Origin of the sequence: Pseudomonas sp. URIL14HWK12:I5, assembly GCF_900176445.1 — a bacterium.
GTDB classification, from domain to species: domain Bacteria; phylum Pseudomonadota; class Gammaproteobacteria; order Pseudomonadales; family Pseudomonadaceae; genus Aquipseudomonas; species Aquipseudomonas monteilii.
Window position 1 is genome coordinate 302,460 of the sequence record NZ_FWXQ01000006.1, and the last position, 24,534, is coordinate 326,993.

Consider the following 24,534-nt stretch of genomic DNA (forward strand, 5'->3'; position numbering starts at 1 on the left):
ACAAGGAATTTACATGCAAAGGCTCACCACCCGTAACGGCCTGGCCCTGCCCGCAATCGGGCTGGGCACCTGGCCGATGACTGGCACCGCGTGCACCCAGGCCGTGCGCCAGGCGCTGGACGTGGGTTACCGGCACATCGATACCGCCACCGCTTACGACAACGAAGCGGCTGTCGGCCAGGCCCTGCGCGACAGCGACGTGCCGCGCGAGCAGATCCACCTGACCACCAAGGTGTGGTGGGACCGCCTGGAACCCAAGGCCATGCGTCAGTCACTGGAAGACAGCCTGCGCGCGCTGGGCACCGAGCACGTCGACCTGTTCCACATTCACTGGCCCGGCCAGGACTGGGACCTGGCCCGCAGCATCGAAACGTTGGTAGCGCTGCGTGACGAAGGCAAGGCGCGACACATCGGCGTGGCCAACTTCCCGCTTGGGCTGCTGCGCCAGGTGATGGAAACCCTGGGCGCACCGTTGTCGGCGATCCAGGTGGAATACCATGTGCTACTTGGCCAGCAACCGCTGCTTGATTACGCGCGCCGCCATGACCTGCTGCTCACCGCCTACACCCCACTGGCCCGTGGCCAGGCAGCGGCGCAGCCGGTCATCCAGGAAGTTGCCCGTAAGCATGGTGTGCTGCCTGGCCAGGTGGCACTGAAGTGGCTGCTGGACCAGGACGGCGTAGCGGCGATCCCCAAGGCCAGTAGCCGCGAAAACCAACTGGCCAACCTGGCAGCGCTGGACGTGCAACTGGATGACGAAGACCGTGCGGCGATTGCCGGGTTGCCGAAGGATCAGCGCGTAGTGAGCCCGGCGTTTGCGCCGGACTGGAATAGCTGAAATTCATAAGCGCGACACAGGCCTTGTGGGAGCGGGCACGCCCGCTCCCACAAGGATTGCACAAGTTTTTAGATTTTGAGTAAGACCGCGTAAGCCGTCAGCCTGGCGTAATGACCTGCTTCAACCGCTCGCTCGCCGGTGCCGGCCGCCCGTACAGGTAACCCTGAAAGTGCGAACACCCTTCCGCCGCCAACCGACGCATCTGCTCTTCCGACTCCACCCCCTCGGCCGTGGTCTTGATCATCAGGCTGTTGGACAGGTCGGTAATGGCGCGAATGATCGACATTGCTTCGCGGCTGTCGCACATGTCGTGCACGAACGACTTGTCGATCTTGATCCGGTCGAACGGGAACGAGCGCAGGTACCCCAACGATGAGTAGCCGGTCCCGAAGTCGTCCAGCGAAATGGACACACCCAGGTCTTTCAGCGCACGCAAGGTGCGCACGTTTTCTTCGCTGTTGCCCAGCAGTACCGATTCGGTAATTTCCAGCTCCAGCCGCTGCGGCGGCAGGCCTGAGTCGGCCAGCGCCAGGGCGACAATATGGACAAGGTTGCCATTTTTGAACTGCACGGCCGACAGGTTGACCGACACGGTCTGCTCGCTGTCCCAGCTGGCCGCCTCCTGGCAAGCCAGGTTCAGTGCACGCGTGCCCAGTTCGTGGATCAGCCCGGTTTCTTCAGCGATGGGGATGAAGTCCATGGGCATGACCATGCCACGGGTCGGGTGCTCCCAGCGCAGCAACGCCTCGTAACCGGTAACGCTGCTGGTCTGCTGGTCGACCACCGGCTGGTAGTGCAGCTGCAGCTGGCCCAGATGCAGCGCGGTACGCAGGTCGGTTTCCACCAGGCGGCGCTGGCGGGCCGCGACGTCCAGCTCGACGTCGAAACACTCGTAGCGGTTGCGGCCATTGCGCTTGGCCTCGTACAGCGCCATGTCGGCATAACCGAGCAATTGCTCGGCCTGGTCGTTGTCATCGGGGGCGATGGCAATGCCGATGCTGACCCCCACAGTGAACTGGTGCCCCTCGATCTGGAACGGCGGGCAGATGGCGTTGATCAACCGCTGCGCGGTGTTGCATGCGGCATCTCGGCCATCCAGGCCGGTCAGCACCACGGCAAACTCGTCACCACCCAGACGCGCCAGAGTGTCGTGCTCGCGCAACTCGCGGCGCAGGCGTTTGCCCAGCTCGCGCAGCAGCTTGTCGCCAAAGGCATGGCCCAACGAGTCGTTGATGTTCTTGAAATTGTCCAGGTCCAGGCACAAGGCAGCGGTCAGCTTGGCGTTTTCGCTGCCTCGCACCAGGGCCTGTCGCAGGCGTTCGTTGAACAGCGTTCGGTTGGGCAACCCGGTGAGCGCATCATGGTGCGCCATGTGGTGGATCTGCGCATGGGCGGCCAACTCTTCAGTGGCGTCCTCGGCGACGAAGAGCACGTAGTCAGCCTGGCCCTCGCGGTTCTGGCTGAGCAAGGTGCGGCTGCGAAGGGTGCGCGGGCCGCGGGCCGTGTCGACGCGGGTTTCGGCGGCATGGCCCTTGGTACTGCGGGCACCACGCGCCAGTTGCTGCTCAAGGTAGCCGGCCGCTGCGGGGGCAAGGCAGTCACCGGGCAACTGACCGATCATGCTGCGCCCCGGCCCGCCGAACAGGCGCTCGGCCTGCTGGTTGGCCAACAGGATGCGCTGGCTTTCCAGGTCCTGGACGATGACGCTGGCAGGAATGTTGGCAATCACCGAATCCAGGAACTGAGACAGCTTGGTCATTTCCTGGCTGTACTGCTCGGCCAGTTCCTTGGCCTTCAGCAGCTCCTGCTCCTGGTGGTGGCGCTCGGAAATGTCGCGGGTGACCTTGGCGAACCCCACCAGTTGCCCGGCATCGTCATGCACCGCTTCGATGACCACATGGGCGTGAAAGGCAGTGCCATCCTTACGCAGGCGCGAACCCACTTCTTCAAAGCGCCCGGTGCTGCGCGCCTGCTCCAGGTTCAGCGCCGGCAGCCCGGCTGCACGCTCGGCATCGGTGTAAAACAACGAGTAATGCTGGCCGACAATTTCATCGGCATGGTAGCCCTTGGCACGTTGGGCACCTGGGTTCCAGTTGGCGACAATACCCTCGGGGGTGAGCAGGTAGATGGCATAGTCCACCACGCTCTGGATCAACAGCCGGTACATGATGTCGGGGTTTGCAGCTAGCGACATGAACTTTACCTGAACCCTCGAGGGGCATGAGAAGGGACCCCGGCACACTGTGGCCGGGTCTTGGTATGCGTTGATGGCATTATGCCGCTCATGACGATTTTGTGAAGCGGCTCACAAAAATCTCGCTATTCCCCTTCAAGGACGAACGAAGACAGATACAGCCTCAATGGCGGGCGCCACTCACCAGGAAATTCAGCAAGTCAGGCTCATCGTCCAAGGCAATCGCCTGTGCCGGGCGCGACAGGTTCGCCAGCACAGCCTTGCAGAACGCCACAGCGGGCGGATCCTGTGCGTAGCAGCGCAACAACCAGTCGCCCTCACCGCTCAACAACTGCAACGCCACCGCCTGCCCAATACCCTGGCGGCGGTATTTCTTCAGGATGAACAGGTCGGCCAGTTCGAGGGCATCGAGGCCCGGCAGCTCGCTGCGTTCCACCAGTACGAAACCGGCGATGAAGCCGTCCGCCAGCACCAGGTAGGCGCCCCAACCGTCGTCCTGCCAGTAGCGCTGCAGGTGCTCGTCGTGGATGTAGAAGCGGCCATCCACTTCAACATCTTCCTGCTCCCAGTCGGAGGACTCGTAAGAGTAGAACTGGTAAAGGTTGCGGATGAGCGGGGCCTGGTCGGCGGTAGTCGGTAACAGTGCAATCGGGAGCATGGTGCGGGCTCGGGGTAAAAGGCCGATTCTAGATGACAAGCGGCCGACAGCAAAAAGCCCAGGCCCTCCCCGCACGGAAAGGCCCAGGCCAAAACACTGTGAATCCAGGCTAGAACTCAGCCCTCCTGCAACGCACGCGGCCGATGGCTGCGCGCTTCGGCCTCCGGCGCTGCAGCCGCCTGCAGGTGGAAGTCGAACGCCAGTTCGGCAAAGCGCTCGCCCTGAACACCGCGATCACGCGCGGCAGCGGCATCTTCGACAAAGCGCAGCTCGCCAATCAACCCGTCACGGGTGGCGTAGGCGAAGTCATCCCACAGGTACTTGTCGCCCTCGAAGTTGATCTGCGTGGTCAGGTGGCGGAACCCAGGTGCCGAGATGAAGAAGTGCACGTGCGCCGGGCGCTGGCCGTGGCGGCCGAGCAGGTCCAGGCATTCCTGGGTCGGGCCCTGCGGATCGCAGCCGTACCCCGACGGCACGATGGAGCGCGCACGGTAGCGGCCCTCGGCATCGGTGATGATGCGGCGGCGCAGGTTGTATTCGGACTGAGTCGAATCGAAGTACGAATAAGTGCCCTGGGTGTTGGCATGCCAGAGGTCGACGGTGGCACCGGCGAGCGGCTTGCCGTCGGCATCGAACACCTGGCCCTGAAGGAACATCACCACACCCGGATCGGTGCCGTCATCCATGCGCGCTTCGCCTTGCGCCAGCGGCGCACCGGCCACGTACAGCGGGCCTTCGATGGTGCGCGGTGTGCCGCCACCCAAGCCGGCTTCGGCGTCCTTGGCATCCTGCAGCAGGTCGAGGAAGTGCTCGATACCCAGGCCTGCGGCCAGCAGGCCCGCCTCGTTACGGCCGCCCAGGCGGTTGAGGTAGTCAATGGCGTGCCAGAATTCGTCTTCGGTGATTTCCAGGTCTTCGACCAGGCGCGCGGTGTCCTGCAGGACGCGCAGGATGATCTGCTTGAAGCGTGGGTTGCCCTCGGCATGGTCCAGGCCAGCCACCTTGTTGAAGAAGGCTTGAACATCGGCAGTGTGGGAAATTTTCACGGTCATCGTGCTTACCTCGTATTGTTCTTGTCGGGTAGTCAGGTGCGAATCAGCGGTCGTCGCTGTGGATCGACGAAGGGTGCCGGCACAGGCCGTTCACCTCGATGTCCATGTACGGGAACAATGGCAGTTGCATCAGGGTATCGTGCAGCGCCTCGACGCTGGGCACATCGAACACGCTGTAGTTGGCATAGTGCCCGGCAATGCGCCACAGGTGGCGCCAGGTGCCCTCGCGCTGCAGGCGCTGAGCCAGTTCCTTTTCATCGGCCTTGAGCTTGGCAGCCTTGGCCGGGTCTATGTCGACCGGCAGTTTCACGGTCATCTTCACGTGGAACAGCATGATTTCTCCTTGCTTGCTGATCAGCGACGAGCGAAGCGCGCCAGGCGCTGTTCGTCCAGGGTCAGACCCAGGCCTGGGGTACGGGGAATGTGCAGCTGGAAGTCGCGGTACTGCGGCGGCTCGTTGACGATTTCTTCGGTCAGCAGCAGCGGGCCGAACAGCTCGGTTCCCCAGGTGAGTTGGCGCAGGGTAAGGAAGGCATGGGCCGACGCCAAAGTGCCGATCGAACCTTCGAGCATGGTGCCGCCATACAGGGCGATACCGGCGGCCTCGGCGATTTGCGCGGTGCGCAATACGGCACGCGGGCCGCCGTTCTTGGCGATTTTCAGGGCGAAGATGCTGGCCGCGCCGTCGGCGGCCAGACTGAAGGCGTCCTCGACGCTTTCGATCGACTCATCGGCCATGATCGGCGCCGGGCTGCGCTGGTTCAGGCGCACCTGGCCACCCCGGTTGATGCGTGAAATCGGTTGTTCGATCAGGTCGATACCGTTGTCGCCCAACACCTGGCAGGCGCGAATGGCCTGGGATTCGTCCCAGTACTGGTTGACGTCGACGCGCACGCTGGCGCTGTCGCCCAGCTCACGCTTGATGGCCACCACGTGCTTGAGGTCTTGCTCCACCGGGTTGGCACCGATCTTCAGCTTGAACACGCGGTGACGGCGAATTTCCAGCATGTGCTGAGCTTCGGCGATGTCGCGGGCAGTGTCGCCACTGGCCAGGGTCCAGGCCACTTCCAGGCTCTCACGCACACGGCCGCCCAGAAGCTCGCTGACCGGCAGGCCCAGGCGCTTGCCCTGGGCGTCGAGCAACGCGCTTTCGATACCCGACTTGGCAAACGTATTGCCCTTGGCCAGCTTGTCCAGCCTGAGCATGGCAGCGTTGATGTTGTCTGCCGCCAAGCCGATCAGCGCAGGCGCCAGGTGCGCATCGATATTGGCCTTGATGCCCTCGGGGCTTTCGTAGCCATAGGCCAGGCCACCGATGGTGGTGGCCTCGCCGATACCTTCCACGCCATCGCTGCAGTGCACGCGCAATACCACCAGGGTCTGTTGCTGCATGGTGTGCATTGCCAGCTTGTGCGGGCGAATGGTCGGCAGGTCGACGATAATTGCTTCTATGCGTTCAATCAGCGCGCTTGTCATTGTAGCCAGGTCCCGTCAGGTCGGGCTGCCAGTGGCAATCCCGAATGGTGCATTTACTTGCGTGTTCAAGGATTGCGCGAGACCCTGGTGACCGTCCAATATCAAATGAATCTCCCACCATACCCTGGAGGTCTTGTGGAGCTGCGCCACCTGCGTTACTTCAAAGTCCTGGCCGAAACTCTCAATTTCACCCGCGCCGCCGAGCTGCTGCACATTGCCCAGCCACCACTGAGCCGGCAGATCAGCCAACTGGAGGACCAGCTCGGTACCCTGCTGGTGGTACGCGAACGCCCGCTGCGGCTGACCGAGGCGGGTCGCTTCTTCTATGAGCAGACTTGCACCGTGTTGCAGCAATTGCAGAATATCAGCGACAACACCCGGCGTATTGGCCAGGGCCAGCGCCAGTGGCTGGGCATCGGCTTTGCCCCCTCGACCCTGTACAACGTGCTGCCGGAGCTGATCCGCGAGCTGCGCCAGGACAGCGAGCTGGAGCTGGGCCTGAGCGAGATGACCACGCTGCAGCAGGTAGAAGCGCTGAAGAGCGGGCGTATCGATATCGCTTTTGGGCGCATTCGTATCGATGATCCCGCCATCCACCAGCAGGTTCTGCGTGAAGACCCGCTGGTGGCCGTGCTGCCCAAGGGCCACCCGCTGGCGGGCCCCCCACTTACCCTGGCTCAATTGGCAGGCGAAGCGTTCATCCTCTATCCGGCCAACCCTCGGCCCAGTTATGCCGACCATGTGCTGGCGCTGTTCGCCCAGCACGGCATGAGCATTCGCGTCAGCCAGTGGGCCAACGAACTGCAAACCGCCATCGGCCTGGTGGCGGTGGGCGTGGGGGTGACCTTGGTGCCGGCGTCGGTGCAACAGCAGCACCGTACCGATATCGAGTATGTCGGTTTGCTGGATAGCGGCGCGGTGAGCCCGATCATTCTTAGCCGCCGCAAGGGGGATGTGAGCCCGGTCGTGCAACGGTGCATGGCGTTGATCGAACGGCAGGCTGGATGAGCAAAACCACATTCAATGTGGTTCAGTACGGCGACGGTATGCCACCAGCAAAAACACGAACCACAACGGCATCACGCACAGCGCCAACCGTGTATCCGGCTGCAATGCCAGCAGCACCAGCACAAAGCCAAGGAAGCCTAAGGTCGTGACGGCCATCGGCACCCCGCCCGGCAGTTTAAACTGCGAAGCCTGGTGCGCAACCGGGTTGCGTTTGCGATAGGCAAGGTACGCTGCAAGGATCATCGACCAGGTAAAGATCACCAGAATCGCCGAAACCGTCGAGATCAGCGTGAACACCGTCATCACCTCGGGAATGATGAACAGCAGGCTCAACCCGATCAGCATGCACACACCGGAAAAAACCAGGCTGTACACCGGTACGCTGAGCGCCGAAAGCCTGGCGAACAGGGCCGGCGCGTTACGCCGCTCGGCCAAACCGAACAGCATCCGGCAGCCCGAATAGACCCCGCTGTTGGCCGAAGAGGCTGCCGAGGTCAGCACTACGAAATTGATCATGCCGGCCGCCGCCGGGAAGCCGGCCAGCAGGAACAGTTCGACGAAGGGGCTGCGGTTGGCCGGCACCTCGGCCCACGACACCACGCTGATGATGCACACCAGCGCCAGGATGTAGAACAGCAGAATACGCAAGGGGATGGTGTTGATGGCCTTGGGCAGTGAACGATGCGGATTCTTCGCCTCGGCGGCGGTGGTGCCTATCAGTTCGGTGCCAGCAAAGGAAAACACGGCAATCTGGAACCCGGCGAAGAAGCCACTGATGCCGTGGGGCAGCACCGCACCCGGTGCGACCACGTTGGACAGCGACGCTACCACGCCATTGGGTGAGGTGTAGGAAGTGGCGATCATCACCACCGCCGTGATGATCAACAGCACGATGGCAACGATCTTGATGATGCCGAACCAGAATTCCACCTCGCCAAATATCCGCACCGCCAGCATGTTCAACCCCAACAGCACGAACAGGGTGAAGAACGCGGGTAACCAGGCCGGTGCATCGGGATACCAGTACTGGAAGAACCCAGCCACCACGACCACGTCACCAACCACTGCCACGCTCCAGCTCAGCCAGTAAGACCAGCTCAGCACAAAGCCGGCGCGCGGGCCCAGGTAATGGGCGACGATATCGGCGAACGACTTGAAGCGTAGGTCGGACAACAGCAGCTCGCCCATGGCGCGCATGACGAAGAACACAAAGAACCCGAGGATGGCGTAAACCAGCAGGATTGAGGTGCCGGACAGCGCAATGACCTTGCCCGAGCCCATGAACAGGCCAGTGCCGATTGCGCCACCGATGGAAATCAGCTGGATGTGGCGGTTTTCCAGCGTGCGTTGCAGGTGCCCGTCACGGTCGGGCGTTACCGGTTTGCTTTGCTCAAGGCTTGCGGGCATGTCTTGCATGGCGACCTCTTGTTATTGTTGGTCTGTCACACTGCGGCAAGGCCGTTTACCGGCCTCGCCAGCGCTTTGTGCGCGGGTTAGCGCGCGCTTTCGAACCCTTGCAGGGTGTTCACCGCATTGATGCCGATTTCGTCGACCATGTAGCCACCCTCCATCACGAACAGGGTCGGGATGCCGGCACTGGCGATCTCGGCGCCCATGCGCAGGAAGTCATCGCTGGTGAGTTTGAAATGGCTGATCGGGTCATCTTCAAAGGTGTCGACACCTAGCGACACGACCAGGAATTCGGGCTTGTGCGCGACGATGCGCTTGAGCGCTGCCTGCAGGGCCACCTGGTACTGCGCCCAGACAGTGCCCTTGCCCATTGGGAAGTTGGCATTGAAGCCCTCGCCTGCACCTGCGCCCTTTTCATGGGCATAGCCAGAGAAGTACGGGTAGGAGACATGCGGGTCGCCATGCAGGGAGGCGAACATCACATCAGGGCGGTCATAGAAGATGTTCTGTGTGCCGTTGCCGTGGTGGAAGTCCACGTCCAGCACAGCTACGCGCTTGGCGCCCTGGCTCAGGCAGCGCTCGGCGGCGATGGCGGCGTTGTTCAGGTAGCAATAGCCGCCCATGTATTCGCGGGCGGCATGATGCCCCGGTGGGCGACACAGGGCGAAAGCACTGTTGGCACCGTCGATGATGCGCTGCATGCCGGTGAGGGCAACGTTGGCGCTGCTGCGCACGGCCTCCCAGGTACCCGCCGTGATCGGTGCTCCGGCATCCATGGCGTAGAAGCCCAGCTTGCCGTCGATGAAGCCGGGTTCACGGTCGATGGCCAGGTCGCGCACCGGCCACACCAGCGGCAGTGCATCGTGGGTCTTGCCGGTGGCGGCCCATTCCGACCAGGCGTTTTCCAGGAAGGTTACATACCGTTCACTGTGCGCCGCCACATAGCAGGCACGGTCGAAGGCCTGCTCGGCGATCACATCGCCCAATGCGGTGCTGTGCACACGGGCCAGTACGGTGTCGGCGCGGCGGGGGTTTTCGAACGATGGCGTGATGGCGCCATCCTTGAGTTCCGAGCCGTGGTGCAAGCGGTGTTTGTTGCTAAAGACTGTCAGCACGCGAATGTCCTTTTTCAAGGGGTTACCAGATAACCAATTTTCGCGAGATAGCCCTGAAAATGCTTTGCTTTATGCTCAGATAAACCCGATGCTTGAGCAAAGTATTAACGGTAATTACAATTTATGAGCAAAGCTTTTGCTATTGAAGAACTAGACGAAACCGACCGCGAGCTGCTGCGCCTTTTGCAGGAGGACGGCACCCTGTCGAGCGCTGCGCTGGGCGAGCGCCTGTCGATGACCGTGACGCCCTGCTGGCGCCGGCGCAAACGGCTGGAGGAGCTCGGTATCATCAAGGATTACCAAGCCAACCTCGACCGCAGGAAGCTGGGGTACGACGTGATGGCGTTTGCCCAGGTGCGCTTTGGTAATCACTCGGCCAATGCGCCGGATGATTTCGAGCAAGTGATCTTGAAGCTGCCGCAGGTGCTGTCCTGCCACAAGGTGACCGGCGAGGCTGATTATGTGCTGACGGTGCTGGCGACTGATCTGGAGAGCTATGGCCGGTTTGTGGAAGAGGTTTTGCGCAGGCAGCCGGGCATTGCCTCGATCCAGTCGAGCCTGGCGTTGCGGGAAGTGAAGGCGGTGTCGCGGATACCCGTGTCCTGAAGGCTGATCGGTGGCTATTCCGGCAAACTGTAACGCTCGGCAAAATACTGCCGGAAAAAGTCCACCGCCACCCGCACCTTGGCCGAACTGGCCAGCGGCGAAGTATACACCGCCCAGATATCCGCCGGCTGGTGATAGTCCTCGAGCACCTGAACCAGCCGCCCGTCCTGCAGGCTATCGTGCACATCCCACCATGAACGCAGCAGTATCCCCCGCCCGTCCAGGCACCACTGGTGCGCCACTTCGCCATGGTTGGTCGACAGGCCGCCGGTCACTCGCACGCCTTCTTCGCCGTCCGGCCCCATCAGTTGCCACACGCCAAACGGGTGGTCGCGCTCCTTGATCACCAGACAGTCGTGGCTGGCAAGGTCGCCCAGCACTTTGGGCGTACCGCGCCGCGCCAGGTAAGCCGGCGCGGCGCATAGCACCCGACGGTTGCGCGCCAGCGGCTTGGCGATCAGGTTGGGGGCAATGGCGTTGCCCACACGAATGTCCAGATCCACGCCTTCTGCAATCAGGTCCACCAGGCGGTCGTGCACATCCAGGCGAACATCCAGCCGTGGATAGCGCTCGGCCAATTCGGACAACGCCGGCGCCACGAAGCGCCGGCCCAGTCCCAGGCTGCTGGCAATACGCAGCTGCCCGGCCGGTTCGCGGTGCTGGGCACTGATGTCATCACCCATGCGCTGCACGGCATCGAATATCTGCAATGCCCATTGATATACCCGCTCGCCCTCCTCGCTCACCGTCACCCTTCGCGTAGTGCGATGCAGCAGGCGTACCTCCAGGGTTTGCTCGAGTATGCGAATGCGCTTGCTGATGTACGCCGCCGACATGCCCAACTCGTCGGCCACGGCCGCGAAGCTGGCACGTTTGGCCACCAGCAGGAAGATGTTGAGGTCGTCGAGGCTGGGCAGATTATTCACGTAGCGTGTTCCAAGAATCAATGATTGGCCAGATTATCTCCAAGTCAAGCCCTTATAGCATGGCCAGCACCTGTTCCCTAGACAACGAGTGCACCCCCATGAGCAAGACGTTCAGAATCGCGGCAATCCCTGGCGACGGCATCGGCAACGAAGTACTGCCAGAAGGCATTCGCGTGGTCGAGGCCGCTGCACGCAAGCACGGCCTGGACATCAGCTTCGAGTTCTTCGAATGGGCCAGCTGCGACTACTACCTGGCCCATGGCAAGATGATGCCGGACGACTGGTTCGAACAGCTCAAGGATTTTGACGCCCTGTACTTCGGTGCCGTGGGCTGGCCAGACAAGGTGCCGGACCACATCTCGCTGTGGGGTTCGCTGCTCAAGTTCCGCCGCGATTTCGATCAGTATGTGAACATACGCCCAGTGCGCCTGTTCCCGGGTGTGCCGTGCCCGCTGGCTGGCCGTGAACCCGGTGACATCGACTTCGTGGTCATCCGCGAAAACACTGAGGGCGAGTACTCGTCGCTGGGCGGGCGCATGTTCGAAGGCACCGAGAACGAGTTCGTGCTGCAAGAATCGGTGTTCACCCGCCGTGGCGTCGACCGCATTCTCAAATACGCCTTCGAGGTGGCCCAGACCCGCGAGCGCAAGCACGTCACCTCGGCCACCAAGTCCAACGGCATGGCCGTGAGCATGCCGTATTGGGACGAGCGCACCGCCGCCATGGCAGCCAATTATCCCGAAATCAGCTGGGACAAGCAGCACATTGATATCCTTTGCGCCCGCTTCGTGCTGCAGCCAGACCGCTTCGACGTGGTCGTGGCCTCGAACCTGTTCGGCGACATCCTGTCCGACCTCGGCCCGGCCTGCGCCGGCACCATCGGCATCGCGCCCTCGGCCAACCTGAACCCCGAGCGCAAGTTCCCGTCGCTGTTCGAGCCGGTGCACGGCTCGGCGCCAGACATCTACGGCAAGAACATCGCCAACCCGATCGCGATGATCTGGTCCGGCGCGCTGATGCTCGACTTCCTCGGCAACGACGGCACCGACCCACGTTACCGGGCTGCCCACGACGACATCCTCAAGGCCATCGAGCAGGTCATCGCCGCCGGTGACGTAACCCGCGACATGGGCGGCCAGCAGTCCACCCAACAAGTGGGCCAGGCCATTACCGCGCTGGTCGAAGCCTAATGCACAGGGGCCGATTGTCAGAAGTGTCTGACAATCGGCCCCTTGCCTCTTGCGAGCGGCGTGGATTGTATGCAAAATCTGTTAACCATTAGATTATTGTAAACCAATGGTTAACCACCAAGGAAGGAGCAGTACCGCAGCACCCCGGATGCCTGCCGGGTATAACAAGTACGCCAACGTCCAGGAGACGATGATGTCGCACAAGAATAAAAAGATTGATGTGTTCCTGATTACCGTGAGCCTGATTGCCGTACTGCTCACCGTGATCGGCCTTGCAGCCTTCCCCTCCCAGGCTGAAAGCGCCGCCAACCAGTTGTTCGAACTGTCCACCCGCACCTTCGGTACCAGCGTGCAGGTACTGGTGTTCGCCAGTACCCTGGCCGTGCTGTACCTGGCCTTCAGCAAGTACGGCAATATCCGCCTGGGCAGCGGCAAGCCTGAATATGCCACCGCCACCTGGGTGTTCATGTTCATCTGCGCCGGCATGGGGTCGTCGACCCTCTACTGGGGTGTGATGGAGTGGGCCTACTACTACCAGACCCCAGGCCTGAACATCGCCGCCGCCACGCCCAAGGCGCTGGAATACAGCGTGGGCTACTCGTTCTTCCATTGGGGTATCAGCGCCTGGTCGATCTACGCCCTGGCCTCGCTGGCCATGGCCTACCACTTCCATGTACGCAAGAAGAGCGGCCTGAACCTGGCTTCGGTCATCGAAGCGGTGACAGGTTTCAAGGCCACTGGGCCAGTAGGCCGTACCGTCGACCTGATCTTCCTGCTGACCATGATGGGCGCACTGACCGTGTCGCTGGCCCTCACCGCCTCTACCCTGACGCGCGGCCTGCACGACCTGACCGGCACCCCGGATACGTTCACCGTGCAATTGATGGTGATCGGCGGCGTGGCGGTGATGTTCTCGCTCAGCTCCTACATCGGTATCGATGGCGGCCTGCAGCGCCTGAGCAAGATGGTGTGCATCGGCGCGCTGGTGTTTGCCGCGATCGTGCTGCTGGTGGGCCCGACCCAGTTCACCCTCAACAACACCGCGAACTCGATTGGCCTGATGATCCAGAACTATGTGCACATGAGCCTGTTCACCGACCCGGCCGGGGACGGTGCCTTCACCCGCAACTGGACGGTGTTCTACTGGTTGTGGTGGGTGTCGTACGCACCGGGCGTGGCCATGTTCGTCACCCGCGTTTCGCGTGGCCGACAGATCAAGGAAGTGGTGCTGGCCCTGCTGCTGGGTGGCAGCTTCGGTTGCTGGTTCTTCTTCGGTGCGCTGGAAAGCTACAGCATGCACCAGTTCATCACCGGCGCGGTGGATGTACCGAAGATGCTCGCCGAGCAAGGTGGCGAATCGGCCGTGACGCACTTGCTGCTGGCGTTGCCGTGGGGCCAAGTGTTCCTCGGTGTGTACCTGTTCATCATGGCCATCTTCTGTGCTTCGCACATGGATGCCGCAGCCTACGCGGTGGCCGCCACCAGCACCCGCAACCTGCGTGAAGGCGACGACCCGACGCCAACCCACCGCCTGTTCTGGTGCGTGGTGCTGACTTTGGTGCCGCTGGCCATGCTGTTCGCCAAGGCCTCGCTGTCGACCATGAAGACCGCCGTGGTGCTGACTGCAATCCCGTTCATGGTGATTCTGCTGGTGAAGATCTACGGCTTCTTCAAGTGGATGATCGCCGACTACGGCCAGGTACCGGCCCATGTCATCGAGGAGGAAGCTGCGCGCATGGCCGGTGAAGAACCCACCGATCAGGCCCCGCGCAGCGCTGCTGCCGTGCATTGATTAAATCAAAGGGGGCTGCACTGCGGCCCCCTCGAAGGACTGCAAATTTTTTTGCCTGATCTGTTAACCAACAGATACGCGTTAACCAACAACTATAAACCGAGCTTGTGAGATACCTGTCATGAACGACTTCAAACGCCTGCCCGCCGATTTCTGCGCGAATGCCGACGAGGCCTTCACCATCCCGGCCACCTTCTACACCCAGGCTGCGGTGTTCGAGCACGAGAAAGAAGCCATCTTCGCCCGCAGCTGGATCTGCGTAGGCCACCGCAGCGAAGTGGCAGACAACAACGCCTACATCACCCGCGAAGTGATTGGCGAAAGCATCATTGTCGTGCGCGGCCGTGACAGCGTGCTGCGTGCGTTCTACAACGTCTGCCCGCACCGTGGCCACCAGCTGCTCAGCGGCAGCGGCAAGGCCAAGAACGTCATCACCTGCCCGTACCACGCCTGGACCTTCAAGCTCGACGGCGAATTGGCCCACGCCCGCAACTGCGACAACGTGGTCAACTTCGACAAGGAAAACTCCACCCTGGTGCAGCTGCGCGTAGAGGAATACGCCGGCTTCATCTTCATCAATATGGACATGGACGCAGGCTCCGTCGAAGACCAGTTGCCAGGCATGCAAGCGCGCATGCGTGAAGCCTGCGCGGTGATCGACGACCTGCACCTGGCTGCGCGCTTTGTTAGTGACACCCCGGCCAACTGGAAGTCGATCGTCGACAACTACCTGGAGTGCTACCACTGCGCCCCTGCCCACCCTGGTTTCTCCGACTCGGTGGACGTTGGCCAGTACAGCCACAGCCTGCACGGCAACTGGACCCTGCAGTACGGCCTGGCCAAGCCTTCGGAGCAGTCGTTCAAATTTGACGAAAACGTGAAAGACCCGTCGTTCGCCGGTTTCTGGGCCTGGCCATGCACCATGTTCAATGTGCCGCCAGGGGCCAACTTCATGACCGTGATCTACGAGTTCCCGGTCGATGCCGAAACCACCCTGCAGCACTACGACATCTACTTCCTCAACAAGGACATCAGCGAAGAGCAGCAGAAGCTGATCGACTGGTACCGCGAAGTGTTCCGCCCAGAAGACCTGCGTCTGGTCGAAAGCGTGCAGAAGGGCCTGAAGTCGCGTGGCTACCGCGGCCAGGGCCGCATCATGGCCGACCGCGAACGCAGCGGTATGAGCGAGCACGGCATTGCCCACTTCCACAACCTGATCGCCGTGGCCCACCTCGACGATTGATGGCAACCGCTCCACTTTTATATGCACTTAAAAGGTGCGCGGCAGGGCCTGCCGCGCACCCAGGCAGTTGAGGTGAACCATGGCCAACACTTATGAAATGTTCAGCGTCCGCGTAACCGACGTGGAACACGCCACGCCGCTGATCAAGCGCTTTACCTTGGCCCGCGAAGACGGCGCGGCGATGCCCGCCTTCACCGGTGGCAGCCACGTCATCGTGCAGATGCAAGGCGCCGATGGCAGCCAGTTCAGTAACGCCTACTCGCTGATGAGCGACCCGCGCGACACCCGCAGCTACCAGATTGGCGTGCGACTGGAAGAGCGGTCCAAGGGCGGCTCGGCATTCATGCACCAGCAGGTGGAAGTCGGCACTCGCCTGACCATTTCGTCACCCAACAACCTGTTTGCCCTGGACCCTTCGGCTGGCCGCCATGTGCTGATTGCCGGCGGTATCGGCATTACCCCGTTCCTTGCGCATCTGCATGAGCTGGAAGGCGGCAGCACCGACTACGAGCTCCACTATGCCTTCCGCGCACCGGAGCACGGCGCGTTTCAGGAGCAACTGGTCTGCGGCCCGCACGCGGCCAATACCCGTTTCTACATCGACAGCCTCGACCGCAAGCTCGACCTCGCCGCCCTGTGCGCAGGGCTGGACGAGCAAGCGCACCTGTACGTGTGCGGCCCCAAACCGCTGATCGACGCGGTCATCGACTGTGCTGCCCAGGCTGGTATTGCCGAGCACCGCGTGCATTGGGAACAGTTTGCCGCCACCCCCGTCACCGGCAGCGCCTTTACCGTGGTGCTGGCGCAGTCGGGCGTGGAGTTGCAGGTGGAAGAAGGCATGACCATTCTGCAGGCCATCGAAAAGTCCAAGGCCGCCAAGGTCGAGTGCCTGTGCCGCGAAGGCGTGTGCGGTACGTGCGAGACCGCCATTCTGGAGGGCGAGGCCGAGCATTATGACCAGTACCTGAGCGACGAGGAGAAGGCTGCCCAGCAGAGCATCATGCTGTGCGTCTCGCGCGCCCGTACGGCGCGGCTGGTGCTGGATCTGTAAGTGACCGCTGCAAAGGCCGTCAACCAAAAGTTGACGGCTTGCGTATACTGGCAGGCTCTTGGCCCAGATCAGGACACCCTGCCGATGTTGGAAAACAGCTTCGCCTTCCGCCTCAAGGAACTGCTCGAGCATCACAAGCTGACCCTGCAAGCCGTGGGCACGGCCTTGGGCATCTCACGCACCGCAGTACACAAGTGGACCCGTGGCGGCGAGATCGACTACGACAACCTGCGCAAGCTGGCCGATTTTCTCAAGGTCAACTGGATCTGGTTGCGCTATGGCGACGAAGCCCTGCAGAACATCCAGCAACCGCAGGTGGTCGAGCTGCCGATGACCGACCTGCGCCGGCGCCTGACCGCCGAGATCATGGAAAGCGAAACGCGCATGAAGCTGGCCCAGGAAGGCGCGCGCATCGTCACCTGGGAGTGGAACCTGATCAGTGACGAAGTCACCTACTCGCCTAACGTCGAGCAGGTGTACGGCTGGCCGGTGCACCACAACGAAGACTTCTGGAAGCACCTGCCCGACGAAGACGTGCAGCGCATGCAGGCGATGTACGCCGAGGCGGTAGCCGAGGGCACGGGTTGTGAGTGCGACTTCCGCATCACCCGCCCCGATGGCGAAGTACGCTGGATTTCCTCCCGCGCCACGGTGGTACGCGACAGCGCCGGGCGCTCGGTGAAAATGGTCGGTATCAGCATGGACAACACCGAACGTCAGGTGGCCCAACAAGCGCTTAGCCAAAGCGAGGAACGCTTCCGGGCGATCTTCGAACTGGCCTGGGGCGCCCTCGCCTACATCGACCCGGACGGCACCTGGCAGCGGGTCAACAACAGCCTGTGCGAGCTGCTGGGCTACCGAGCCGAAGAGCTCTACGGCATGACCTTCCAGCAGATCACCCACGCTGACGACCTGGCGCAGAACCTGCAACTGCTGCAGCGCATGCTGGCCGGTGAGACCGAGCGTTACGAGGTAGAAAAACGCGTGCGCCACAAGAACGGCGAGTACATCTGGGTGCGCGCCCGCACCTCGTTGCAGCGCCATGCCAATGGCGAGCCTGAACACCTGATCAGCGTGTTCGAGGACATCAGCGCCGAGCGCCAGGAACATGAACGGCTGCAGGCACATATTGCCGCGCTGGAAGCTCGACTGGCCAAGATCAGTCTCTAATTTTCGAGGGGGTCGCCGCGCAACCAGTCGATGAACCGTGCAAACAACTCGGACTGGGAGTTGATCTCCAGCTTCAGGTACAGGTTCTTGCGGTGCATGCGCACCGTCTCAGGCGAGATACCCAGCTCCAGCGCGGTCGACTTCACCGAATGCCCTCGCAAGATCATGTGTGCCACCTCGCGCTCGCGGTCGGTCAGCACTTGGCAGCCAAAGCTGTCGAACGCTGCCTGCAAGCCGCCGCGCTCGACCGATGCAGTGCCAGGCTCCAGGTTGTGTCGGGCATAGCGCCCCAGCAGTTCGCGCACCATAGGCTCCAGCGCCCGCAGCAGGTCGATCTGCCCGGCACTCAGGGGCGTACCGCTGCACCCCTGGAACAGGCTCAGCGATAGCTTGCGGCCCGCGCTGAGGTCGACGATGTAGTAGCTGTCTTCGCTGCAACCGGTGCCCAGGTAATAGGCCTTGTAGTAGTCGCTGTCGAAGAAGTTGTCGGGGGCGATTTCCTGTAGGTGGTAAAAGCCTTCGGCCAGGCCGCCTTGCACGGCCAGGCAGAACGGGTCGAGCAGGTAACCGGCGCTGAAGTAGCGTTCCAGCACCGCGGCGCGGTGCCGTTCGGGAATGCCTTGCTGGTATAAAAGCTGCGGCGCCCGCCCCTGGCACTCCAGGCTGATCATCATCGATTCCACCTGCACCAGCTGGCCGATGGCAGCGGCTACATGCTCCAGCGCCTCAGGCGTTTCGCTATTGGCCAGCGCACGCTGCAACGCCGCATGCCATTGCTGCAGCGCGCCCATGGTGAGGGTAAGCGGGGTGTCGGGGGTGGCCTGGGTCATGCCCGGCAGTCTAGCCTGCCAGGCACGCCCCCGCACAGCCCTTTGCGCCAGGTTCATCGGCCCCGGTACAGGCCAAGCGCGGTGAGTTCGCGCGCGGTTTCGATGATGCACTGGCGCAGGGTCTCGACGATTTCATCCACCTGCGCATGGGTAATGATCAACGGCGGCGACATCACATTCAGGTGCATGATCGGGCGTACCAGCAGCCCCTTGGCCTGGGCCTTGCTGTGGATGCGTTCACCAATGTTCACCTCATCCGGGAACAGCGCCTTGCTGGCCTTGTCGGCCACGAACTCGACGCAGGCCATCAGCTTCATGCAGCGCACATCCCCCACCAGCGGCAACTCGCGCAGGCTTTGCAGGCGTTGTTCCAGATAGCTGCCAACGTCCTTGACGTGCTCCAGCAACTGCTCGCGCTCGATGATCTCGATGTTCTTCAGCGCCGCCGTGCAGCACACCGGGTGACCGCTGTAAGTGAAACCATGGGTGAAGCAACGGCCCTTGCCCGGCTCGGCGATAACCTGCCAGATGCGCTCGGAGAAAATGCACGCCCCCAGCGGCAGGTAGGCCGAGGTCAGGCCCTTGGCGGTAGTGATGATGTCGGGGGTAACGCCAAACAGCTCCTCGCTGGCGAAGAAGGTACCCAGGCGCCCGAACGAGGTCACCACCTCGTCGGCGACGAACAGGATGTCGTAGGTCTGGCACAGCTGCCACATGCGTTCGAAATAGCCCTTGGGTGGAATGATCACCCCGCCCGAGCCCATGATCGGCTCGGCGAAGAACGCTGCCACGTTGTCAGCGCCCAACGAGAGGACCTTGTCCTCGAACTCGGCCACGAGGAAGTCGAGGAACTCGGCCTCGTCCATGTCGTCCGGCGCGCGGTACGGGTTGGGGTTGGAGACGTGGTGGATCAGGTCATGGTGATAATCGAACTCCGGCACCCGGTCGGCGGCCTTGTTGCCGATCGACATGGTAAGGGTGGTAGAGCCGTGGTAAGCGTTGTAGCGGGCAATGATATGTTTCTTGTGTGGCTTGCCGCGGCAGTTCTGGTAGTACTGGATCAGCCGGTAGGCGGTGTCGACAGCGGTCGAGCCGCCGGTGGTGAGGAACACATGGTTCAGGTCGCCGGGGGCCAGCTGCGCAAGTTTCTGGCACAGCTCGATGGCCACGTCGTTGGCCATGTCGGAGAACGGGTTGGAATAGGCCAGTTGGCGCACCTGGTCGGCGATGGCCTGGGCCATCTCCTCACGGCCCAGGCCGATGTTGGTGCACCACATGCCGCCAACGGCATCGAGGAAGCGGTTGCCGTGGGTGTCGCGAATGTACGCGCCCTCGCCGGCGACGATGTTCAGTGCGCCTTGCTCGCGGTGCTCGTCGAACACATGGTAGCCGTGCATGTAGTGGGCCTTATCGGCTTCCACCAGCGGGTCGTGGGCGATGGAGAATGCTTTGCTTGGGGTGGCCATGGGCAGCTCCTTGGCGGGAATCGTTGGGCAGTGTTCAGAAACCGGTCTTGACCGTGCTCCAGACCCGGGTGATGGCACGCATGTCCTTGGGGCTCTGGGTTTTCTGCGCGAACAGGCGTTCGCGGGTGGATGAATCGGGGTAGATGGCCGGGTCCTGGCGGATGTCGTCACGCACCAGCGCAGTGGCAGCAGCGTTGCTGTTGGCGTAGTGGATGTAGTCGGTGACCTTGGCCATGGTCTGCGGCTGCAGCAAAAACTCGATGAAGCGGTGAGCGTTGGCTGCATGGGGCGCATCCTTGGGGATGTACAGGTTGTCGAACCAGATCAACGAGCCCTCCTGGGGGATGAAGAACGACAGCTTGATGTCCTTCTTCGCTTCCACCGCGCGGGCCTGGGCGGTGGCGTAGTCACCGGACCAGGTCAGTGCCAGGCAGACATCGCCGTTGGGCAGGCTGGTCAGGTAGTTGACCGAGTCGAACTTGCGAATAAAGGGGCGGATGCTCAGCAACAGTTGTTCGGCGGCCTTGAGGTCGGCCGCGGATGCGCTGCGCGGGTCCTTGCCCAGGTATTGCAGGGCCAGCGGAATGACCTCGGTGGGCGCGTCCATCAGGGTGACGCCACAGTCGGCGAAGCGCGAGACGATCTTGGGGTCGAACAGCATGGCCAGCGAGCCGATGGGGGCGTCGGGCATGCGCGCGGTGATCTTGTCGACGTTGTAAGTGACCCCCGAACTGCCCCAGGTGTAGGGCGCCGAGTACTTGAGGCCTGGGTCGTAGCCCTGCAGGTTGTCAACCACTTGCGGGTCGAGGTTGTGCCAGCTGGGCAGTTGCTGCTTGTCCAGCGCCTGGAACACCCCAGCACTGATCAGCGGGGGTACCAAGGATGCGTTGAGCATGACCAGGTCGTAGCCGGAGCGGCCGGTGAGCAGTTTGGTCTGTACCGTTTCGTAGCCGTCGAAGGTGTCGTAGATGACCTTGATGCCGGTGGCCTTCTCGAAGTCGGCCAGGGTGGTTTCGCCGATGTAGTCGGTCCAGTTGTACAACCGCAGCGTGTTACCGCTGTCCACCTCTCCCGCCTGGGCGAGGCTTGCGCCAGCCACCAGCAGCAGACCACCCATCACCTTCAGTACCTTGCGCATGGCAACTCCATCGTGTGAATGCTCCGGATCGAGCCGATGGGTTCACTATCGGGGGATTTGCCGAGGGGGAACATACCCCGAATGTGTGGGTGGTCGTTTTTGGCAGACGGCACTGCCAGGTTTGCGCAATGTCGTAGGCCGATAACAGGTTGGGGCCGCGTTGCGGCCCCAAGGGTTGGTACAGGAGAAAGATCAGGTCAGCGGGTACAGCGCCTCATCGAACTGCGCCAACCGCGGGAACACCAGCGGCTGATCATCCGAGAGCTGCTCCAGCCGCTGTCGGTACTGCAGCAAGAAGCCCTGGCGCGCCTCATCGCTGATATACGGCACATGCCAAGCCACGAACGGCGGCAACACCTCGAACCCCACGTAGGCCAGCGTACCCCGCAGAATCGGCCGCAACATGTCTTCCAGCGGGCCATGAATCGCCCCTTCGCCAAACATGTGCTCGCGCCCGCCCAGGGTTATGGTGACCAGCGCCTGCTTGCCCGTCAAACCACCCTGGTCGTAGAAGCGCTTGCCGCCATAGCACACCCCCGACACCAGCACCCGGTCGATCCAGCCCTTGAGCATGGCCGGCGCCGAGAACCAGAAGATCGGGAAGTTGAGCACCAGCAGGTCAGCCCACAGCAGCTTGTCCAGTTCCTGCTGGATATCCGCAGCGATGGCACCGCGCTTGACCCCCTGGCGTTGCTCCAGTGCATACACCAGGTATTGCGGGTTCTCGCGCTGGGTGAAGTCTTCGGCACTGGCCACCGGGTTCCAGCCCATGGCGTACAAGTCGCTGACCTGCACCTGGTGGCCCTGGGCACGAAAGGTTTCCACGGCCTGGTCGCGCAGTGCGGCGGTAAACGATTGTGGCTCGGGGTGAGCGTGGACGATCAGTACATTCACTCGTGTTCTCCTTGCACAAAACAGGTTGTTTTGCCGCCGTCGCTTAGCCTTGCATCAGCTCGCCGGCACAGCGGGCGATGCGCTGGCAGGCATCGACGAGCGCCTCGTTGCCCAGCACCAGCCCCAGGCGAATATGCCCGGCGGCGCTGGGGCCAAAGGCTTCGCCGGCCAATACCGACACGCCCTGGCTGTTCAGCAGGCGGTCGGCAAAGGCCTGGGCACTGAGGCCGGTTTCGCGGATATCAACCATCACGAACATGCCACCATCGGGCTTCAACGCCTTGAGGCCCGGGCAGCCAGCCAGTTGCTCGCACACCAGGTCACGGCGCTGGCGATAGGCCTCGCGCATGGCGTCCAGTTCGGGCAACTGCTGCTCCAGCGCCACCACCGCAGCGTCCTGAATGAAGTCTGGCGAGCCATACAGCATGCACAAGGCGAGGTTCTCCAGGTGCGTGGCCAGTTCAGCCGAACCGACTACCCAGCCCACCCGCCAGCCCGTCATGGCATGCGATTTCGACAGGCTGTTGAGGGTGGCGGTGCGTTCGGCCATACCCGGCAGGCTGGCTGGGCTCACATGTTCACCCTCGTACAGCAGCTCGCTGTACACCTCGTCGGAAATCAGCCACAGGTCACGGGCGATGCACAATTCGGCGAGTGCTTCCCAGGTCGCACGGGCCAGGCTTGCACCCGAGGGATTGTGCGGGCTGTTCAGGGCCAGCGCGCGGGTGCGCGGCGTGATGCGCTCGGCCACGTCTCGCGGGCAAACGCGAAAGCCGTTCTCCGGCTTCACCGGCACCGGTACCACCTTGGCACCACAAGCACCGAACACGGCCGCGTACGTGACATACATGGGCTCGGCAACGATCACCTCGTCGCCCGGGTCCAGCACGCACTGGGCCACGCAGTACAACGCGCACTGGGCACCCGCCAACACGGTCACCTGGTCTGCGCTGACCGCTTGGCCGCTGCGCTGCCGGTGGCGGTTGGCAATGGCCTGGCGCAGGGCCAGCTTGCCGCGCACATCGGCGTAATGGGTGTGGCCCGCACGCAGGCTGTCGATGGCCGCGTCAACGATCGGCGCGGGCGTGTCGAAGTCCGGGTCACCTACCGAGAGCAGCAGGATGTCCTTGCCCTCGGCCTGCAACGCCAGGGCGCGGTAGTGGATGTCCCAGGCCGCAGCCCCGTCGCCGGCGATGCGTTGGGTGAGCGTGGCGTAGCGCATGGCAATCTCCCTTCAATGGCGGTTTCAGTCGACGAGGATCTTCGGGTTGGAACTGCCCCACACGGTGTACAGGTCGGCGAGCAACGCGCCATTGATGTCTTCCATTTCGGCCTGGGTGATTTCGCCCCCGGCCTGCTTGCCGAACAGCACCACTTCGTTGCCCCCCTTCACATCCGGGAAGTCGGTAACGTCCACCATCAGCGTGTTCATCGACACCTTGCCCACGACCGGCACACGGTGGCCGTTGATCAGCACATGGCCCTTGTTGGTAAACGCCCGGCGGTAACCGTCGGAATAGCCGACAGTGATATTGGCCAGCCGAGCGTCACGGGCCAAAGTAAAGGTGCGGTCGTAACCGACGGTATTGCCGGCCGGGTAGCTGTGCACGGCAGCCACACGCGACTTGAACTGCATGGCCCGCTGGTACTCGGTGTGGCTCGGCACGGTGTCACCGAACAGCGCGCCACCGGTGCGCACCATGTCCAGGCGCGCTTCCGGCACCTCCAGCGTAGCGAACGAGTTGGCGGCGTGCAGGGTGAGCTTGCTGCGGTCCAGCTTGGCGTGCTTGATCAGCCAGTCGGTCTGCTCGTTGAACGCTGCCAGGCCCTTGCGCACATCATCTTTGTCTTCCACGGCAAAGTGGGTCATCAGCGCGACCAGCTTGAGGTGCTTCTGGTCGGTAACCTGCAACGCTTCGCCACGGCCGGACCAAGTGGTCATCTCTACCCCGTTGCGGCTCATGCCGCTGGAATTGAGCGCCAGGTGGATGCGCAACGGCTTGCCATGGCGCTCGGCGATGGCGTCGAGTTGGCGGGCGAATTCGGCACTGCCCACCAGTTCTTCCATGTCGTACTGCAAGGCGTCTTCCACTTCGCTGAGGCTGGCCAGGCGTACCCGCACCAGTTGCCCGGTGAAGCCACTGGCGCGGACCACGCGGGCCTCCTCGTTGCTGGCCACCGCCACGCAGGGCACGCCCTGGGCAATGATCGACGGCATCACCAGGCCGACACCGTGGCCATAGGCATCGGCCTTGAGCACGGCACACAGCTTGGACTTGCCGGCCAGTTCGGCCTGCAAGGTGCGGATGTTGTGTTGCAGGGCGCTGGCGCTGATTTCGACCCAGGCGTTGCTGTTTTGCACGGTCAAGGCGGTGGTGCCGTTGTCCATCGACAGCGGCGGCGCGGCGTACAGCGGAGCCTGGCCAGTGATCAGCAGGGCCAGGGAGGCGGCCAGAAGGGTACGGCGAAATGGCATG

The 24,534-nt window shown here is 62.6% G+C and carries 22 protein-coding genes; 8 read left to right on the top strand and 14 right to left on the bottom strand.

Translation table 11 applies throughout. From position 1 onward, the window contains the following. Positions 1-13: 13 nt before the first annotated feature. On the top strand, positions 14-838 hold the full coding sequence (locus tag B9A31_RS16210; protein WP_019097867.1) for an aldo/keto reductase: 825 nt from the start codon (positions 14-16) through the stop codon (positions 836-838). A 97-nt stretch (positions 839-935) separates the two neighbouring features. Here B9A31_RS16210 and B9A31_RS16215 read toward each other — a convergent pair whose 3' ends face one another. The 5 genes from B9A31_RS16215 to B9A31_RS16235 form a co-directional block, all read right to left on the bottom strand. Further along, positions 936-3,032, bottom strand: a complete 2,097-nt coding sequence (locus B9A31_RS16215; RefSeq protein ID WP_016715680.1) for a putative bifunctional diguanylate cyclase/phosphodiesterase — start codon at positions 3,030-3,032, stop codon at positions 936-938. Between the two features lie 163 nt (positions 3,033-3,195). Next, positions 3,196-3,690 (bottom strand): GNAT family N-acetyltransferase, encoded by a 495-nt coding sequence (locus B9A31_RS16220; RefSeq protein ID WP_016715679.1) that lies wholly within the window; start codon positions 3,688-3,690, stop codon positions 3,196-3,198. 116 nt (positions 3,691-3,806) lie between these two features. Continuing rightward, on the bottom strand, positions 3,807-4,742 hold the full coding sequence (catA, locus tag B9A31_RS16225) for a catechol 1,2-dioxygenase (RefSeq protein ID WP_027609068.1): 936 nt from the start codon (positions 4,740-4,742) through the stop codon (positions 3,807-3,809). A 43-nt stretch (positions 4,743-4,785) separates the two neighbouring features. Beyond that, positions 4,786-5,076 (bottom strand): muconolactone Delta-isomerase, encoded by a 291-nt coding sequence (gene catC / locus B9A31_RS16230; protein ID WP_084297145.1) that lies wholly within the window; start codon positions 5,074-5,076, stop codon positions 4,786-4,788. Positions 5,077-5,096: 20 nt separating this feature from the next. Further along, the gene (locus B9A31_RS16235; protein ID WP_019097870.1) at positions 5,097-6,218 is read right to left on the bottom strand and encodes a muconate cycloisomerase family protein; all 1,122 of its coding nucleotides are present in this window, start codon (positions 6,216-6,218) and stop codon (positions 5,097-5,099) included. Between the two features lie 135 nt (positions 6,219-6,353). Between B9A31_RS16235 and catR the strand changes: the two genes are divergently transcribed. Beyond that, positions 6,354-7,226 carry an HTH-type transcriptional regulator CatR gene (gene catR, locus B9A31_RS16240; RefSeq protein WP_019097871.1) on the top strand — a complete coding sequence of 291 codons (873 nt, stop codon included), beginning with the start codon at positions 6,354-6,356 and terminating at the stop codon, positions 7,224-7,226. Between the two features lie 12 nt (positions 7,227-7,238). Here the strand turns inward: catR and B9A31_RS16245 are convergent, their stop codons facing one another. After that, positions 7,239-8,642, bottom strand: a complete 1,404-nt coding sequence (locus B9A31_RS16245) for an amino acid permease (protein WP_019097872.1) — start codon at positions 8,640-8,642, stop codon at positions 7,239-7,241. A 77-nt stretch (positions 8,643-8,719) separates the two neighbouring features. Next, positions 8,720-9,751 (bottom strand): histone deacetylase family protein, encoded by a 1,032-nt coding sequence (locus B9A31_RS16250; RefSeq protein WP_019097873.1) that lies wholly within the window; start codon positions 9,749-9,751, stop codon positions 8,720-8,722. Between the two features lie 123 nt (positions 9,752-9,874). On the opposite strand from B9A31_RS16250, the gene B9A31_RS16255 reads away from it, so the two are divergent. Then, positions 9,875-10,357, top strand: coding sequence for an Lrp/AsnC family transcriptional regulator (locus B9A31_RS16255; protein ID WP_019097874.1), 483 nt, complete (start codon positions 9,875-9,877; stop codon positions 10,355-10,357). A 14-nt stretch (positions 10,358-10,371) separates the two neighbouring features. Here B9A31_RS16255 and B9A31_RS16260 read toward each other — a convergent pair whose 3' ends face one another. After that, the gene (locus B9A31_RS16260; RefSeq protein ID WP_019097875.1) at positions 10,372-11,283 is read right to left on the bottom strand and encodes a LysR substrate-binding domain-containing protein; all 912 of its coding nucleotides are present in this window, start codon (positions 11,281-11,283) and stop codon (positions 10,372-10,374) included. Positions 11,284-11,381: 98 nt separating this feature from the next. Here B9A31_RS16260 and B9A31_RS16265 point away from each other — a divergent pair, with 98 nt between their 5' ends. From B9A31_RS16265 to B9A31_RS16285, 5 genes are all read left to right on the top strand, one after another. After that, on the top strand, positions 11,382-12,473 hold the full coding sequence (locus tag B9A31_RS16265) for a tartrate dehydrogenase (protein WP_019097876.1): 1,092 nt from the start codon (positions 11,382-11,384) through the stop codon (positions 12,471-12,473). Positions 12,474-12,666: 193 nt separating this feature from the next. After that, entirely contained in the window at positions 12,667-14,265 is a 1,599-nt protein-coding gene (locus B9A31_RS16270; RefSeq protein WP_025754508.1) for a BCCT family transporter, read from the top strand. A gap of 121 nt (positions 14,266-14,386) precedes the next feature. Beyond that, positions 14,387-15,508, top strand: a complete 1,122-nt coding sequence (locus B9A31_RS16275; protein ID WP_019097878.1) for an aromatic ring-hydroxylating oxygenase subunit alpha — start codon at positions 14,387-14,389, stop codon at positions 15,506-15,508. A 79-nt stretch (positions 15,509-15,587) separates the two neighbouring features. Next, positions 15,588-16,559 carry a PDR/VanB family oxidoreductase gene (locus B9A31_RS16280; protein ID WP_019097879.1) on the top strand — a complete coding sequence of 324 codons (972 nt, stop codon included), beginning with the start codon at positions 15,588-15,590 and terminating at the stop codon, positions 16,557-16,559. Between the two features lie 84 nt (positions 16,560-16,643). Continuing rightward, positions 16,644-17,729: a helix-turn-helix domain-containing protein gene (locus B9A31_RS16285; protein WP_025754509.1), complete on the top strand. Its 1,086-nt coding sequence runs from the start codon at positions 16,644-16,646 to the stop codon at positions 17,727-17,729. On the opposite strand, the gene B9A31_RS16290 is transcribed toward B9A31_RS16285, so the two are convergent. From B9A31_RS16290 to alr, 6 genes are all read right to left on the bottom strand, one after another. Next, positions 17,726-18,559 (bottom strand): helix-turn-helix domain-containing protein, encoded by an 834-nt coding sequence (locus B9A31_RS16290; protein ID WP_025754510.1) that lies wholly within the window; start codon positions 18,557-18,559, stop codon positions 17,726-17,728. The two genes, B9A31_RS16285 and B9A31_RS16290, sit on opposite strands and share 4 nt — an antisense overlap. Positions 18,560-18,612: 53 nt before the next feature. Continuing rightward, the gene (locus tag B9A31_RS16295) at positions 18,613-20,025 is read right to left on the bottom strand and encodes an aminotransferase (protein ID WP_084297146.1); all 1,413 of its coding nucleotides are present in this window, start codon (positions 20,023-20,025) and stop codon (positions 18,613-18,615) included. A 34-nt stretch (positions 20,026-20,059) separates the two neighbouring features. Then, entirely contained in the window at positions 20,060-21,163 is a 1,104-nt protein-coding gene (locus B9A31_RS16300; RefSeq protein ID WP_019097883.1) for a polyamine ABC transporter substrate-binding protein, read from the bottom strand. Between the two features lie 192 nt (positions 21,164-21,355). Then, positions 21,356-22,057 (bottom strand): NAD(P)H-dependent oxidoreductase, encoded by a 702-nt coding sequence (locus B9A31_RS16305; RefSeq protein ID WP_019097884.1) that lies wholly within the window; start codon positions 22,055-22,057, stop codon positions 21,356-21,358. A gap of 43 nt (positions 22,058-22,100) precedes the next feature. Then, a complete protein-coding gene (locus B9A31_RS16310; RefSeq protein ID WP_084297147.1) occupies positions 22,101-23,279 on the bottom strand; it encodes a pyridoxal phosphate-dependent aminotransferase in 1,179 nt (392 codons plus the stop codon). 24 nt (positions 23,280-23,303) lie between these two features. Beyond that, positions 23,304-24,533, bottom strand: a complete 1,230-nt coding sequence (gene alr / locus B9A31_RS16315; protein ID WP_019097886.1) for an alanine racemase — start codon at positions 24,531-24,533, stop codon at positions 23,304-23,306. Position 24,534: the final 1 nt, after the last annotated feature.

Bases quoted from the DNA above. Each gene is read 5' to 3' on its own strand.
- B9A31_RS16210 (WP_019097867.1), top strand. From the start codon at position 14: ATGCAAAGGCTCACCACCCGTAACGGCCTGGCCCTGCCCGCAATCGGG.
- B9A31_RS16215 (WP_016715680.1), bottom strand. From the start codon at position 3,032: ATGTCGCTAGCTGCAAACCCCGACATCATGTACCGGCTGTTGATCCAG.
- B9A31_RS16220 (WP_016715679.1), bottom strand. From the start codon at position 3,690: ATGCTCCCGATTGCACTGTTACCGACTACCGCCGACCAGGCCCCGCTC.
- catA (WP_027609068.1), bottom strand. From the start codon at position 4,742: ATGACCGTGAAAATTTCCCACACTGCCGATGTTCAAGCCTTCTTCAAC.
- catC (WP_084297145.1), bottom strand. From the start codon at position 5,076: ATGCTGTTCCACGTGAAGATGACCGTGAAACTGCCGGTCGACATAGAC.
- B9A31_RS16235 (WP_019097870.1), bottom strand. From the start codon at position 6,218: ATGACAAGCGCGCTGATTGAACGCATAGAAGCAATTATCGTCGACCTG.
- B9A31_RS16245 (WP_019097872.1), bottom strand. From the start codon at position 8,642: ATGCAAGACATGCCCGCAAGCCTTGAGCAAAGCAAACCGGTAACGCCC.
- B9A31_RS16255 (WP_019097874.1), top strand. From the start codon at position 9,875: ATGAGCAAAGCTTTTGCTATTGAAGAACTAGACGAAACCGACCGCGAG.
- B9A31_RS16265 (WP_019097876.1), top strand. From the start codon at position 11,382: ATGAGCAAGACGTTCAGAATCGCGGCAATCCCTGGCGACGGCATCGGC.
- B9A31_RS16270 (WP_025754508.1), top strand. From the start codon at position 12,667: ATGTCGCACAAGAATAAAAAGATTGATGTGTTCCTGATTACCGTGAGC.
- B9A31_RS16275 (WP_019097878.1), top strand. From the start codon at position 14,387: ATGAACGACTTCAAACGCCTGCCCGCCGATTTCTGCGCGAATGCCGAC.
- B9A31_RS16280 (WP_019097879.1), top strand. From the start codon at position 15,588: ATGGCCAACACTTATGAAATGTTCAGCGTCCGCGTAACCGACGTGGAA.
- B9A31_RS16285 (WP_025754509.1), top strand. From the start codon at position 16,644: ATGTTGGAAAACAGCTTCGCCTTCCGCCTCAAGGAACTGCTCGAGCAT.
- B9A31_RS16290 (WP_025754510.1), bottom strand. From the start codon at position 18,559: ATGACCCAGGCCACCCCCGACACCCCGCTTACCCTCACCATGGGCGCG.
- B9A31_RS16295 (WP_084297146.1), bottom strand. From the start codon at position 20,025: ATGGCCACCCCAAGCAAAGCATTCTCCATCGCCCACGACCCGCTGGTG.
- B9A31_RS16300 (WP_019097883.1), bottom strand. From the start codon at position 21,163: ATGCGCAAGGTACTGAAGGTGATGGGTGGTCTGCTGCTGGTGGCTGGC.
- B9A31_RS16310 (WP_084297147.1), bottom strand. From the start codon at position 23,279: ATGCGCTACGCCACGCTCACCCAACGCATCGCCGGCGACGGGGCTGCG.
- alr (WP_019097886.1), bottom strand. From the start codon at position 24,533: ATGCCATTTCGCCGTACCCTTCTGGCCGCCTCCCTGGCCCTGCTGATC.